This is a genomic window from Ruegeria sp. YKSD179, assembly GCF_059612885.1.
This window is the reverse complement of the sequence record NZ_JBXWRL010000030.1, coordinates 16,004-29,375: the sequence shown is the minus strand read 5'-3', so window position 1 is coordinate 29,375 and position 13,372 is coordinate 16,004. Positions and strand designations below refer to the sequence as shown.

At 52.0% G+C, this 13,372-nt stretch carries 11 protein-coding genes and 3 tRNA genes; 5 read left to right on the top strand and 9 right to left on the bottom strand.

All coding sequences use genetic code 11. The features are described from left to right. Window positions 1-145: 145 nt before the first annotated feature. Together uvrB and AC2FNE_RS14520 are read right to left on the bottom strand one after the other, a co-directional pair. Window positions 146-2,332, bottom strand: coding sequence for an excinuclease ABC subunit UvrB (gene uvrB, locus AC2FNE_RS14525; RefSeq protein ID WP_170606141.1), 2,187 nt, complete (start codon window positions 2,330-2,332; stop codon window positions 146-148). Between the two features lie 231 nt (window positions 2,333-2,563). Beyond that, window positions 2,564-2,884: an SRPBCC family protein gene (locus AC2FNE_RS14520; RefSeq protein ID WP_170606143.1), complete on the bottom strand. Its 321-nt coding sequence runs from the start codon at window positions 2,882-2,884 to the stop codon at window positions 2,564-2,566. Window positions 2,885-3,060: 176 nt separating this feature from the next. Here AC2FNE_RS14520 and AC2FNE_RS14515 point away from each other — a divergent pair, with 176 nt between their 5' ends. The 3 genes from AC2FNE_RS14515 to AC2FNE_RS14505 all read left to right on the top strand — a co-directional run bounded on the left by AC2FNE_RS14515 (window position 3,061) and on the right by AC2FNE_RS14505 (window position 3,947). Continuing rightward, the gene (locus AC2FNE_RS14515; RefSeq protein ID WP_170606145.1) at window positions 3,061-3,372 is read left to right on the top strand and encodes an ETC complex I subunit; all 312 of its coding nucleotides are present in this window, start codon (window positions 3,061-3,063) and stop codon (window positions 3,370-3,372) included. Further along, complete coding sequence (locus tag AC2FNE_RS14510) at window positions 3,373-3,849, top strand: GNAT family N-acetyltransferase (RefSeq protein ID WP_496805663.1); 477 nt, start codon at window positions 3,373-3,375, stop codon at window positions 3,847-3,849. 21 nt (window positions 3,850-3,870) lie between these two features. Then, window positions 3,871-3,947: transfer RNA gene (locus AC2FNE_RS14505), tRNA-Arg, on the top strand. A 290-nt stretch (window positions 3,948-4,237) separates the two neighbouring features. On the opposite strand, the gene AC2FNE_RS14500 is transcribed toward AC2FNE_RS14505, so the two are convergent. Continuing rightward, a complete protein-coding gene (locus AC2FNE_RS14500) occupies window positions 4,238-5,890 on the bottom strand; it encodes an adenylate/guanylate cyclase domain-containing protein (RefSeq protein ID WP_496805662.1) in 1,653 nt (550 codons plus the stop codon). A gap of 329 nt (window positions 5,891-6,219) precedes the next feature. Continuing rightward, a complete protein-coding gene (gntH, locus tag AC2FNE_RS14495; RefSeq protein ID WP_496805661.1) occupies window positions 6,220-7,524 on the bottom strand; it encodes a guanitoxin biosynthesis MBL fold metallo-hydrolase GntH in 1,305 nt (434 codons plus the stop codon). Window positions 7,525-7,551: 27 nt separating this feature from the next. On the opposite strand from gntH, the gene AC2FNE_RS14490 reads away from it, so the two are divergent. Further along, window positions 7,552-8,175 carry a TetR/AcrR family transcriptional regulator gene (locus AC2FNE_RS14490; RefSeq protein WP_496805660.1) on the top strand — a complete coding sequence of 208 codons (624 nt, stop codon included), beginning with the start codon at window positions 7,552-7,554 and terminating at the stop codon, window positions 8,173-8,175. A 246-nt stretch (window positions 8,176-8,421) separates the two neighbouring features. Here AC2FNE_RS14490 and AC2FNE_RS14485 read toward each other — a convergent pair whose 3' ends face one another. The 3 genes from AC2FNE_RS14485 to AC2FNE_RS14475 all read right to left on the bottom strand — a co-directional run bounded on the left by AC2FNE_RS14485 (window position 8,422) and on the right by AC2FNE_RS14475 (window position 11,084). Beyond that, window positions 8,422-9,063 (bottom strand): MSMEG_1061 family FMN-dependent PPOX-type flavoprotein, encoded by a 642-nt coding sequence (locus AC2FNE_RS14485; RefSeq protein ID WP_496805659.1) that lies wholly within the window; start codon window positions 9,061-9,063, stop codon window positions 8,422-8,424. 764 nt (window positions 9,064-9,827) lie between these two features. Then, window positions 9,828-10,730, bottom strand: coding sequence for a hypothetical protein (locus AC2FNE_RS14480; RefSeq protein WP_496805658.1), 903 nt, complete (start codon window positions 10,728-10,730; stop codon window positions 9,828-9,830). A gap of 278 nt (window positions 10,731-11,008) precedes the next feature. Further along, window positions 11,009-11,084, bottom strand: a tRNA-Val gene (locus tag AC2FNE_RS14475). 548 nt (window positions 11,085-11,632) lie between these two features. Here AC2FNE_RS14475 and AC2FNE_RS14470 point away from each other — a divergent pair. Then, a complete protein-coding gene (locus tag AC2FNE_RS14470; protein ID WP_496805657.1) occupies window positions 11,633-11,932 on the top strand; it encodes a hypothetical protein in 300 nt (99 codons plus the stop codon). Between the two features lie 155 nt (window positions 11,933-12,087). Here AC2FNE_RS14470 and AC2FNE_RS14465 read toward each other — a convergent pair whose 3' ends face one another. Together AC2FNE_RS14465 and AC2FNE_RS14460 are read right to left on the bottom strand one after the other, a co-directional pair. Next, window positions 12,088-12,666: a recombinase family protein gene (locus AC2FNE_RS14465; protein WP_496805656.1), complete on the bottom strand. Its 579-nt coding sequence runs from the start codon at window positions 12,664-12,666 to the stop codon at window positions 12,088-12,090. A 563-nt stretch (window positions 12,667-13,229) separates the two neighbouring features. Further along, window positions 13,230-13,305, bottom strand: a tRNA-Val gene (locus AC2FNE_RS14460). Window positions 13,306-13,372 lie beyond the last annotated feature (67 nt).

Genomic DNA, 13,372 nt, shown 5'->3' with positions numbered 1-13,372 from the left:
AAAAAAACCAGCCCCACCTCCAACACGTAGCCGTTCGGGAGCAATGAACAAAGGTACAAGCCGGCCGCAACCTACGCCGAAACCTAAGCCAACTCCACCCAAAAAGCCGAAGAAGTAATCTCCCTTCCACGTGTGAAGCGGAGGACTAACGCTTCCTCCGTTTCACATTCCCACCCCTCTGCCCCGGCCTGCCAGCCGTTGACCGTCCACGCGATTTCACGGCATCTTCCGAGGCTTTCTCGACCGCCCATTGGCGCGCCATGGGGTCGTCGGCGACGGCCAGATCGACTGCCTCCAGACGTTTGATTTCATCCCGGATGTTGGCGGCCTCTTCGAATTCCAGGTTCTCGGCGGCTTTGCGCATCTGCTCGCGCAACCCGTCCAGATGCGCCTCAAGGTTGGCGCCGTGCATCGGCTTGTCGATGGTGGCGGTGACGCGGTTCATGTCGACGTCGCCTTCGTAGAGACCAGCCAGAACGTCCTCGACATTCTTCTTCACCGTCTCAGGCGTGATGCCGTGTTCCTTGTTATAGGCGACTTGCTTAGCGCGGCGGCGGTTGGTTTCGTTCAACGCACGTTCCATGCTGCCGGTGATCTTGTCGGCATACATGATCACCCGGCCATCGGCGTTCCGAGCGGCCCGGCCGATGGTCTGGATTAGCGAGGTTTCGGATCGCAAAAAGCCCTCTTTATCCGCGTCCAGAATAGCGACGAGCCCGCATTCGGGGATGTCGAGTCCCTCGCGCAGCAGGTTGATGCCGACCAGCACGTCGAACGCCCCCAGCCGCAGGTCGCGCAGGATTTCGATGCGTTCCAGTGTATCGATGTCGGAATGCATGTAACGAACCCTGATGCCCTGCTCGTGCAGGTATTCGGTCAGGTCCTCGGCCATCCGTTTGGTCAGCGTGGTGACCAACGTGCGATAGCCATTGGCAGCTACTTTTCGCACCTCATCCAGCAGGTCGTCCACCTGCATCGACACGGGGCGGATTTCCACTTCGGGATCCAGCAGACCGGTGGGGCGGATCACCTGTTCGGTGAAAACGCCACCGGACTGGTCCAATTCCCACGCTGCAGGAGTGGCCGATACAAAGACCGATTGCGGGCGCATTGCGTCCCACTCTTCGAATTTCAGAGGCCGATTGTCCATGCATGATGGCAGGCGAAATCCATGTTCTGCCAGAGTGAACTTGCGCCGATAGTCACCCCGGTACATGCCGCCGATCTGAGGGACCGAGACGTGGGATTCGTCGGCGAATACGATTGCGTTGTCGGGTATGAATTCGAACAAGGTAGGGGGCGGTTCGCCCGGTGCGCGGCCGGTGAGATAGCGTGAGTAATTCTCGATCCCGTTACAAACGCCGGTGGCTTCGAGCATTTCCAAATCAAAGTTGGTGCGCTGTTCCAGACGTTGGGCTTCCAGCAGTTTGCCTTCACCAACTAGTTGGTCCAGCCTTATTCGCAGTTCTTTTTTGATCCCGATAATCGCCTGCTGCATTGTGGGTTTTGGTGTCACATAGTGTGAGTTCGCATAAACCCGAATGTGCTCCATCGTGTCGGTCTTTTCGCCTGTTAGTGGGTCGAATTCAGTGATCTGTTCCAGTTCTTCCCCAAAGAATGACAGTTTCCACGCGCGGTCTTCCAAGTGAGCAGGCCATATCTCAAGTGAATCCCCGCGCACCCGGAACGAGCCGCGCTGAAAGGCCTGATCATTACGGCGATATTGCTGGGCGACCAAATCGGCCATTACCTGCCGCTGGTCGTAATCTTTTCCCACCTTTAAATCCTGGGTCATGGCCCCATAAGTTTCGACCGATCCAATACCGTAAATACAACTGACCGACGCTACGATGATTACATCGTCTCTCTCAAGCAGTGCCCGAGTGGCGGAATGGCGCATCCGGTCGATCTGCTCATTGATCTGCGATTCCTTTTCAATGTAGGTGTCGCTACGCGGCACATAGGCTTCGGGCTGGTAGTAATCATAGTAGGACACAAAGTACTCGACCGAGTTTTCGGGGAAAAAGCCTTTGAACTCTCCATATAGTTGCGCCGCAAGCGTTTTGTTCGGGGCCAAAATGATGGCTGGGCGCTGTGTTTCCTCGATCACCTTTGCCATCGTGAATGTTTTACCTGTACCCGTCGCACCCAACAGTACCTGATCACGTTCCCCATTGGTGACGCCGCCAGCCAGCTCTTCTATCGCGCCTGGCTGATCCCCTGCAGGTGCAAATTCGGTGTGCATGACGAACTGTTTGCCGCCCTCAAGCTTTAAACGTGCACGAACCTCTTCGGCTGTCAGCTGGGTTTTGTCGGATTGGGCATATGGCATTGGCAGGCTCCGGGGTTAGCCCCTTACATTTGTTCTTATTTTGTCCAACTGCAAGACCTGATCCGGCTCTGAAACTGTACTTTCAATCATATGCATGCTGAAGGTCCGAAAGCTGGTCTGACCGGACCTTTACTGAAAGGGCATTCAAGTTGTCTTCCAGAGTTCGACCCATGTTTATTTTCAACACCGATTGCCTATTTCCCGTCCCGACTTCACGCTGTATTCCATGCTTCAGATCACCTTTGACTGTGTTGCCGAAATTGGCTCGATGGCCATCGAAGGATGTGCATCAGTCAAGGGCATTGCGGACATTTCGGAAAGTCTTTCGCGATAACCTATGTTAGGCTGCCAATCCGTTGCTCCGTGTACCAAAGAGGTTTCGGCCTCGAAATGGCAATGACGTTTTAATCCAACGCCGACTGGATCATTAGTCAAGGCATCCACGGACTTCACCTTTGGCGCGAATTCGTCGATATGCATGAACCGGCTCGAAGTGGCCCAGATCGCCTGGCGCCGGGCTCTGGTTTCCAAACTTCTTTCGAGGTGGATCATCTTAGTTTCTTCATCTTGGCGTGACGCGGTTCATAACAATCTCTAGTGACAGAATTTGACATTAGGTCGCCGGTTGGGTGCTGCTACTGCGAGATAAAGTTGCGACATTTGTCATCTTGTCCCTGCGAACTCGCTGACGCATAAACGTGCTCAGCCAGTGAGTATGGAGAGGCGGCATGCGCGCGCGAATTTTTCAACCTTCTCGGAACGCCATGACTTCGGGCATGGCAAAAACTCGGAAATGGGTGCTGGAATACGCACCTGCATCTTCGCGCGAGGTTGATCCGCTTATGGGTTGGACTTCTTCCTCGGATACGCAATCTCAGGTGCGTTTGAAATTCGACACCAAGGAAGAGGCGCTCGATTACGCAAAGGACAACGGAATTGACGCGACAGTTAGCGAACCTCATGGGCGTAAACCAAACCTTCGTCCCCGGGGATACGGCGAGAATTTCGCCACCGACCGCCGTAGCCCTTGGACCCATTAAGTGATCGAGATCCGGCCGGCTGATCCGGGTGCGGACGAGATGCGCCCTATCATTGAGGCGCATCTTGCACATAGCTGGGATGCAACGCCTCAGACCTCGAACCATACATTTGATGCTGTCGCGTTGAGTGCGCCTGGTATCCGATTCTTTGGGCTTTATGAAACAGGTAAAGCCCTTGGCTGCGGTGCGCTGAAATCCCTACCCGACGGAACCGCCGAAGTGAAATCCGTGCATATAATAGCAGACGCTCGCGGTCGTGGGTTGGCGCGAGTGATGATGAAATATCTGGCTGATCTTGCCGGATCGGAAGGGATATCTGCTTTGGTCCTTGAGACCGGAGCGGCGCATTTGCCTGAATACACTGCCGCTCGAAAGCTTTATGAAGCGTTAGGATATTCCTATTGCGGGCCGATATTTGGCTATAAAGAAGACCTCAACAGCGCCTTCATGCGCTTGGCCCTTGAACCTGGTTCATAAAAGCCGCAAGAAGGCCGCAGCGGTCCCGTAGCTCAACTGGATAGAGCAGCTGACTTCTAATCAGCAGGTTCGGGGTTCGAGTCCTCGCGGGATCGCCATTCACAACATACTGATACACAGGCATAACCTTCTGTTTTAATAGAAATATCAATCTTTGCTAGCTGATTACCCTGCTCAACTCACTGTCCGCAGTTGAACGGGTCTGATCGGAGGCGGTTATGCAATTCGTGATGCAAACGTTGATGAATGGCGGATGCGATGTTATTTGGGAAGGGGCTGGGAGAGCCGTCCAAAAACCGTCATTCGCCGCGCAGTCGGGTGTCTTTTGGTGCACTAATATTGGACCCCGGCCAGAGCGCCGGAGGTATAAACGGGCAGAACTCTCACGTCACGCGTCCAAGACGAGCAATGCATCCGAAATCCGGTCTGCGGCAGATTGATCGCGCAAGGGGAGCCGGGCCAGTGAGGTCGGATCGAAATCTGCTTCGATCTGCTTAAGATGCATTAGTCTTTGGCGTGCAGCTTCTGTGTCGCCAGAAACAGAAAGTGCCGCAGCTAGCAGCGCTAGATTCGCCGGCAAATTTGGCTCTGCGTGGTCGGCCTGCATTAACTGTTGGACTGCACGCGGATGATCTCCAGCTACCAGCGCGACATAGCCGGCGTCTCGATAGTAGAGATGCCGGTAGGGATAGGCAGGGTCGCACGCAAGCGCGATTTGCGACAACTTGGTTGCGTCATCAATTGAGCCTTCGGCCAGCTTAATTAAGGCCATAGTATTAATCGCGTGATAGTAGTCGGGGTTCAGCGTCAGAGCCTCTTCCAAATCAATGCGCGCGGCTTGCAAGTCGTGGTTCCCAAAAAGCGATAGCGTCCCGCGTACGGTCCGGATCAGGTGGTCATTTGGCCTAATTTTCGTTGCGGTATCGATCAGTCCTCGCGCTTTTACGACTTGCTGAAGGCCCATGTCTCGCCAGCCAAGGATTCGGGACATGCTGACTATATTCCAGCATAGCATTGTCATTGCCATCCAGTTGTCTGGATCAAGGCGCAGAACACTTTGCAGCAAGGATCGCGAAAGCTCCCAAGATTCCTTGGTAAATGTGAAGTTGCAGCCCATCGCAAAGTTGAGTAGTTCCTCAACGCTCATGTCTTCTGGAGATTTGTGCTTGAACTTTTCCGCCAGTAGGGCTGGAAGTCGAATTCGGATTGATCCGGCCACGCGCTGACACAAGCGATCCTGGATGTCGAAAGCGTCTGAGCCTCCTTCATCAATTCGATCGGTCCAAACACACGTGCCCGTGGCGCATTCCACGAGTTCAATCAGCACGCGCCAACGATCGCCCAAAACCCGAATGGAACCACCAAGTTTAAAGTCTGCGTCGCTTTTGACGGCAACGAGTTCCAATCCGGTTTGACGGCCGAATGCGTGGCTCAAGTCCGCGCGCAACGCAGACGCCATTTCAACCGCCGCAGCATTTCCTCCTTCTAGGTTGCTCAAGTGGAGCTTGGGTTTGCCATTCATGCCGACTGGTGTCCCGGTCAAAGCGGAGAGCGGTCCTGGCCAGCTCCAAACCTCAACTGGCATTTGAATGTTTTTCAGGTCTACTACACCGTTTGGGTGGAACTCTGCATCCACCCCACGGTGCATAAGGCGTTGAGCATCTGCAGAAATGGCGATGCCGCCGCTATCTGCGACCGTCTCAAGACGTGCCGCCACGTTTACCCCAGAGCCGAAGATGTCGCCGTCAATGTGGGTTATGTCGCCCACGTTTACCCCGATCCGAAGTGACAGATCCGAACCTTGCATGTCCGATTGGATTGCCAGGGCGCAGTTTACGGCGTCGGCGGCAGACGCAAACTCAGCCAACCAGCCATCGCCCATTCTTTTTACCACCTGTCCACGCCTGCCTGTGATTTGCTTCTCGACAATCTCGGACTGGATTTTCAGCACGGCGTTGAGCGTTTGAACCTCGTCGAGCTCCATTCGGCGGCTGAACCCAACTATGTCTGCCGCGAGCACTGCTGCAAGTCGTCGTTCCATGCATTGGACTATAACGGTTCAAAGCAAACTTGGCAGCCAACGTATACGGTATATGACCAAGTTGGGCTCAAATTGGTCATTCGCTGCGTCTCGGCGCATATAGCCCATCTGAAGGTCCGCTCCGGGCTCAAAGCAGTCTTTCGATGCACTAGGCATGAGCGACCGCTTTGCGGACAAAGCAATCGGCCGTAGTCAACGCTGAGATTCCCGCTGACTGCGCATTGCCGACATTGGGCGACTTTCCGTGAGGTCCGCTTTTGCAAGAAATGCCGGCTGTCAAAGGTGCCAACCTGTCCCGGGGGCAACTCCAGTTTTGCAGTTGGCGAAGACTATTCGTCACCCGGATATGGAAAACTCTTGCCCAAGGCTTCTTCCGCTTCTTTGTAAACCCCGCGAAGCGCGTCATCGACACCGTCCCATTTGCCGCCAATGATAAAGTCAGAATAGATCATGTCTTCTACAGGAACGCCCGAATTCTCGCTGAATCTTTCCCGGTCGGCGTCACCACCCGGAGGTTCCGCCTCTCCAGCGAGCGGTGGCGACCAAGTCGTCTCATTTACAACAGCCATGCGAACCCTGATTTCCTTTTCTGTGATGTTCCAAACCATAAAATCTTCGGCGAGACTTAGTGGCCCGTCATAGGTTGTCCGAATACGGTCGTTCACTTCGGCGGTTGTGTCGAAGTCCTTAAAGAAGTGGTAGGCGACTGCCATGCGCGGCTGAATTTCAGCCATGACTTTTCCGAAGGCTTCGGGGGCAGTATGGATTTGGGTGCCAACCAACAGGGCGCTTTCCGGGGTGAAACCCATTTTCGAAACCATTGTCGGAACCGCGACCATGCACTCATGAATAGCAAGATCGGCATCCCTCGCGTATTCGTTGAACCAATTGTTCGGGTATGTATCACCACCAAAGACAAACTTCAGCCCGTTCCATTCAAGGCTGAAGCTGACAGGTCCGTCCAGCGAATGAATGGCGGGCCAGGAACGTATGGTAACCCCATTTTCCTCGTAAACAACGGCATTCTCACCCCGATAATCAAACTCGTTGATCTGAAGATCGTAGCCCCTGAAATCGACGAGGCCGACTCGACCAGCAAGATCCCAGCGGTACGCACCTTTCAAGCTCTCAATGGCGGCTGCCGTCCCGAGATCTTTGCTAGGCCCGCTTGGTCCCCAGACACGCAGCGGTTTCTGCCGCCCCATCAACGCACCACCGATCCAGAGTTCTGACAAAGCACCAAAGTGGTCGGCATGAAGATGCGAGATGAACACCTTGTCGATGAAGTCGTAGGGGATTTGTAAAGATGAGATACGCTCAGCAGACCCTGCCCCTGCATCGAATATGAATTTGTCGCCGTTGCCCAACTCGACAAGAAAACATGCCGCCGCTTGTGCCGCGCGTGTCGTTGGCATTCCAGTTCCGCATGCAATAACCCGCATTTCGTTGGCTTCAAGCTTTTCGGTATTTGGGTAGTAAGTCTCACGTACAGCGAACGGTTCTGTCGGCGAAATCTCTTGCGCAGCGGCAGGAAGAGATTGTCCGATGGCGAGCACACTTATCGCCATTGTTGCAATCGCTTGGGCGATATCTGGCCAGCAGAGCCGTTTTAGCACACAATTAGATGGTAACATCCGTTATTCCTCCGTGGGGCAGTGACATTGAAAAAAACACTACATCAAACTGTACCAGCTGGTCTAGTTAGAAGCTCGGAAACTCTGGGCCGGAGCGGCGGGCATCCAACAGGGCGGGTTTCAAAGCGTCAGTGGCTCGACACCGCGCTAGAAGTTTTAGTGTCGGAAGGGGTTGATGCAGTTCGCATCAACGACCTTGCAAGAAAGTTGAAGGTCTCGAAAAGTGGGTTCTACTGGCATTTTCGCGACCGCGCCGAATTGCTCGACACGATGAAACAATATTGGGTTAATGAGTTCAATCAGCAGATTATTTCGGAAGTGCTGTCTCAAACGGGATCGATCAAAGAGCGATTGGAGTTCGTTGTTCGGGTTATCCGAAAAAGGGGTAGCGGAAAACTGGATCTGGCCTTTACAGCTTGGGCGCAGACAGATCCAGACGTCCAGACTCTAATTGACGGAGTGCGGGACATGCGCATTGCCTTCATAAGTGAAGTGCTTGCGGACAGTGGATTCGACGAGCAAGAAATCCAATCCCGTGCTCGGGTATTCGTCGTCTACTTCTCTTGGTCGGAGGTGATTTTCCCAACAGCTTCGGATGGACTCGAAGGTGAGGATCTGAATCGGATCTTGGATGTGATTTGCGGCTCTTAGATCCGTAGCATACGCATCGTGATATCCCAATTTGGAAAGCAGCGTGCCTGCAAGCCGACGTCCGGCAAATTGGCTTGGATGTCCTTTAGGTCGTTAAACTACCCGTTCATGCAGTCCGCAGCATCGGTCAAAATGGCTCGAAGCAGCCGTTCGCTGCGCATTGCGTGAACGGCTGCTACGCGAACAAAGCTGCCGTTCTCAATTGATCCCGACAAATAACTTCAATTGCAACGTGGAGTGCGGCCGCTAGTAGAGATTTAGTTCACTATCTTCTCGGCACCCATCGTCGATTTCTTTGACGGTCTCCGGCATCCCACCATGAACTTTCAGCATCTCGGCAAGGGTGGGTACATCCGACGTGTCTGGCCAGGCATCTGGTTGCCATACCTTGCCTCTGATGAATGCCTTTGGACAATGACATAGCACCCTTTCGACCTGGACCAGCAGGATAAGATCCGATGGCCGTCCGTTGACCGCAAGTTGTTGGCCCAATTTGGCGTCCCGGACAACCGCACCCCTGCCGCTGACACGCAACGTGTCCCGGTGTCCGGGAATTATGAACAGAACGCCGACATTGGGATTTCCAAGGACATTCTCGAATGTGTCCATCCGATTGTTCCCGGGGCGATCGGGGATAGCGATGAGTTTCCGGTCAATGACATTTACAAACCCCGGCGGGTCGCCGCGAGGAGTCATATCCATAACTCCGTCGTGACGCGAAGTAGACAGGATCGCCAATGAGGAAGCCGCGATGAAGCGTCCGGAAAGTTCATCAATATGGTCGATCACTTTGTTATCGACCCAATGATCGAAAGGCTTTTCCTGTCCTCGTAACTCAAGCCGTGATTGCAAATGATCGTCAACACTGCATCCGAAAACACTATCCATAGGGCCAAACTCCGTTCACCTACGGCAACGATACCATATGGTGCTTTGTCCGAAAGGGGCCGCAGGAACGTATGTCTGCTCTGGGCTCGATGCGGTCATCTGAGCGATTTTGTCAGATGACCGCTTTGTCTCGGATTGCGGACATTACAGCGTTGGTTCGCGTTGCATTACCTAATTAAGCAGATTACGCCACAATTGCACTAAACGTGGACGAAACGTTGATGTATTCAATGAAGTTTCGCAAAAATAATCAAAAATAAAGAGGTTATGAAACTCGCATAGCTGACTTCTAATCAGCAGGTTGAGAGTTCGAGTCCTTCCGGGATCGCCATTTGAATTGAAAACGGCAGTTCCTCACACTGGGCAAGGAGACTACCGCCGAATTTTTCGATACAATTAACAAAGTTTCCGCTATGGTTATCAGGTGAAAAACCCACCGTCTCACAAATGATTGAGAGTGTCAGGTGGTGTTAGGGGCTGGATAAGGGGGTCTTGACCAGCCCCTTTCTTGTTTCGGTAACCTTCCGGAACAAGCTGTCCATAAAACGCGATGTATCCGAACCAATGCGATAAGGCATTGGGTGTACACGGAAAATCCAAAGAAATTGTCAGACGCATTTCAATAACGCTGTCAGGTTGTCAATCGAGACCAATGCAATTGGTGGAATCTGGGGATTCTTGTTGAAGGCTGCGAGTTCCAAACTATGAACCACCCGAAGCGATGTGAATAACGCCCTGCGCTTTTGGTCGTTATCAGTTGCTATTCAGAGATTACCAGTGGCGCCGCGCTCTTCACGGATGCCAAACTCGGCTAGAGCTTGTTGCGTGTCTCGCTGCGTCATCTTGAACTCGTTGATGTATCGGGTTTTGTAGCGTAGTCGACCTTTTGCTTCCTCTAGGTTTTCGCCATGCCCAATGACGTACATCATGGCGTGAAAGGGGACGTAGTTTAGCTGCATTAAATCGTTACGGTTGGAGAGGCCAATTAACCTGTGGCTTAATTCAGGTAAAACCGGCACATCCAATTTTGTCTGGCCGAATTGGCACCTCCACGCCACGCAGGACCCGCAAGTGGAATCGAAAGACTTCAGCTTTGAAAGCCTGGGTGGGAAATTAGCAAATCCACGACCGGTCAACTTGCGAAACACGTTGTCCAGCCGCCGCGGTACAAGCGCAAAACCAAACGGTCCTTCCTGTTTTCGAATTGCGTCCTTGTCCGCGCGGTGCAAAGGAGCAGTCTCTCCGGTAGTGGTATTGTACATAAAACCCTTGTCGATCAGGTATCCCGACGGGTCGCGGGTTTCGACCATGTAATCTACAAGCTTTGGATGTGTCAGATCATCAGCATCTAGACAGAATAAATATGCATCACCACTTAGAATTTGGGAGCAGAACTCAGTGATGGAGCGCCGTTTCTCACCCTTGTCAATTCCTGGAGCTGGCTTTGTAAACCGCAGAAAAATTACCTGATCGTCAAAATCAATGCCATCTGGTTGTGTCTGACCGCAAACAACGGCCATCCAGTTTGGGTTGGTTTGTCTGCGCAAGGTTTCAATTGTTTGCCCCAGGTTTTCACAAACTTGGGACCAGTCACGCGCCCTGTGACGTGCAATAAGTGGGATCGAAAAAACCACAGTTGGATTGACGGCGACCGGGTCACAAGTCATGGTCTTTCGCCACGTTTCGATGCTCTCTCTATTAATTTTCGGTTGTTGTGCAGCGAAGGACATTATGCAGTATTTTCTTTCTCATCACTCTGGAGGTGTCTTGCTCGATATTTTGACATATGGGTTGATTATGGCGCTGGTACTTGGAAAGAGCGTTTTAAGCTATCGAATTATTTTTCCAGCAAGTTCGCAGCACCCAAAGAGAACGCGAAAGGGAAATGACGGCGTCTACTTGCGATCGCTAAAATTTCAGGATCAAACGCTTGCACTAGGTAAAATGGTGGGTGATGAGAGACTCGAACTCCCGACATCTTCGGTGTAAACGAAGCGCTCTACCAACTGAGCTAATCACCCGTGATGTTACACATGTTTCCTCAACGCAGCTACTTCGGTTTCTGCAGGTGAACCATCATGGTTCGAGTACGACACTTACTGTAACGGAATCAGAGGTCAAGTCGTTACATGTACGGGTGATAAAGATCACAAGCCGGGATGAAGTAAAACTTCTACTAAAATAATCGGGTTAGGGCAGAGTGCCGATTCTGCTTTGCTGGCTTGTAGGCGATAATGAAAGGCCAGTTGATTTTCACTTTTAGAGAAAGACCAAACCAAGGTCGATCCGTAGAGCTTGCGGAGTGATATTAGAGCAGCGCTGAAGGTATTTCGTGCTCCCTGTCAGGTGGTTATGTGGCTTCGGCTTTGATTTCCGGCGTTAGCGGTGGTCCTCTCCAAAGGTAAGGAAAAATGATGAAAGAGAACAATCTATTTTAGTGGACAGGCTATCTAATGGGGGGGGTGAATTCGGAAACATTTGCAAATGTGGCATTTTTTTGGCAAAATTGTGGCGCAGAGGTCAAATTACGGGCCTTTGCTGTAGTTGTTTACTAGTGGAGATAGAAAGAATGGGAAAAGCTAAGATTACATTGCTGAGCGCATTTGCTTTTGCGATTATTGGAACTGCAAGTTACGCTGTTGACGAGCCTCCGACTTGCGTGAGCGACTGTGAACCGCCGTCAAGCGAAGGCGGCAACCCCGGCAACGCTAAGCCTGTGGGCAACAGTCCTTGGGACGGCATTACTGGCAACAGCGCCAACAATGGTGGGGGACCCCCTGCTTCTACGATGGATGGTCAAAGACCGGATACTCCATATGACCAGCCTGGTGGTAATGGCACCGGTCCTAGCGGCGCAAACGACAGATGATTGCTTCAAGCACCTATTTGCGGCGATTTTAGAATTGAAACCATATACAACTGATGTCGTTGGCCTGTGTTGAAAGACACGGGCCAATACTTTTTTTTAGCAACGTTTCTCGTGCGGTTTTATTCTGGTGTACTAGCTCGAGATTATCCACTATTTCAGCGGTTGCATTCCACTCCTGCTGGCTGGTGAGCTTCGTTAACGATCCGATAGACTGATCTCTGAGAAATACTCAAGCGCTGGGCGATCTCGTGCTTCTTGTAGCCCTGCTCCAGTAGCTGAAGAACCTCTGTGGTCATCATACGTGCCGTTGGTTTCCTGCCTTTGTATTTACCCTCAGCTTTAGCTTTGGCAATTCCTTCTCGTTGCCGCTCCAACATCATCTCTCGCTCGAACTGAGCGATGGACCCAAGGACATTCAGCATGAGCTTCCCTGTAGCTGTGGATGTATCAAGGGCCATATCGAGTACTCTCAGTGCGATGCCTCTCTCTGTGAGCTCGTCAACAATCTCTCCGAGATGTCTGACTGAACGAGCAAGGCGGTCAAGCTTGGTGACGATGAGAACATCTCCCTCTCTGCAGAAGCTAAGAGCTTCACTGAGCGCCTCTCTACGAGCAACAGAGGAGACTTGTTCGAAGTAGATTTTCTCACATCCAACTTCTGTGAGTGTCTCCTGTTGAACTTCAAGCCCTGCTTGTTGTTCCATCGTAGAAGTTCTTGCGTATCCAATAATCATGCTGGTGGTTCCTTTAGGTTCTAAGAAGTTGAGGCAATTCCCTGCCAAAAGCCGAAACCGACTTCATTGCCACCAGTTCCGCCACCCTAAGCACAAGGACACACGACCTTGGTCTATTGGCAGCATTATTGTCTGCAAACGAAGGGGTGGGGGGTTTTAGAAACCGACTTCAAAAAGGAGGGGATTATTGTTCTTATTATTGCATCTGAGAAACGGTTCCTTGGTTGAACAGAGGAAGCTTCTGCTGAAGAGATACCCTCACCCGCGCATAGAATAACTCTCAGACAGGGAACGTTACACCCACGGGTTCGTGCTGAAGCTTGATCCCAGGGTAGACTATTTATGAAAGGCTACTCTCTAATGATTAAGAAGATGCTTGTTGGTCTTGCATTTGCATTTCCAGCACACACCGCAATGGCCGACTACGTAGCCTTTGCCTCTGAGGAACAATCCTCTGGGTAGTCCAACACGCTTCTTTAGATTCGATACCCGTACACTCATCGTCGAATAGTCTCCAAGTTCTCGTTACAAGACCCTGAGCAAACCATTGAAAAGGTTGGGAATGGTGGGTGATGAGAGACTCGAACTCCCGACATCTTCGGTGTAAACGAAGCGCTCTACCAACTGAGCTAATCACCCGTGATGGGGGATTTAGCTAACGCGGCACGCAGACGCAAGAGGGTTAGCAGAAATTCTTTCGCCAATA

Coding starts and splice junctions, on each gene's coding strand:
- uvrB (WP_170606141.1), bottom strand. CDS start 2,332: ATGCCATATGCCCAATCCGACAAAACCCAGCTGACAGCCGAAGAGGTT.
- AC2FNE_RS14520 (WP_170606143.1), bottom strand. CDS start 2,884: ATGATCCACCTCGAAAGAAGTTTGGAAACCAGAGCCCGGCGCCAGGCG.
- AC2FNE_RS14515 (WP_170606145.1), top strand. CDS start 3,061: ATGCGCGCGCGAATTTTTCAACCTTCTCGGAACGCCATGACTTCGGGC.
- AC2FNE_RS14500 (WP_496805662.1), bottom strand. CDS start 5,890: ATGGAACGACGACTTGCAGCAGTGCTCGCGGCAGACATAGTTGGGTTC.
- gntH (WP_496805661.1), bottom strand. CDS start 7,524: ATGTTACCATCTAATTGTGTGCTAAAACGGCTCTGCTGGCCAGATATC.
- AC2FNE_RS14485 (WP_496805659.1), bottom strand. CDS start 9,063: ATGGATAGTGTTTTCGGATGCAGTGTTGACGATCATTTGCAATCACGG.
- AC2FNE_RS14480 (WP_496805658.1), bottom strand. CDS start 10,730: ATGACTTGTGACCCGGTCGCCGTCAATCCAACTGTGGTTTTTTCGATC.
- AC2FNE_RS14470 (WP_496805657.1), top strand. CDS start 11,633: ATGGGAAAAGCTAAGATTACATTGCTGAGCGCATTTGCTTTTGCGATT.
- AC2FNE_RS14465 (WP_496805656.1), bottom strand. CDS start 12,666: ATGATTATTGGATACGCAAGAACTTCTACGATGGAACAACAAGCAGGG.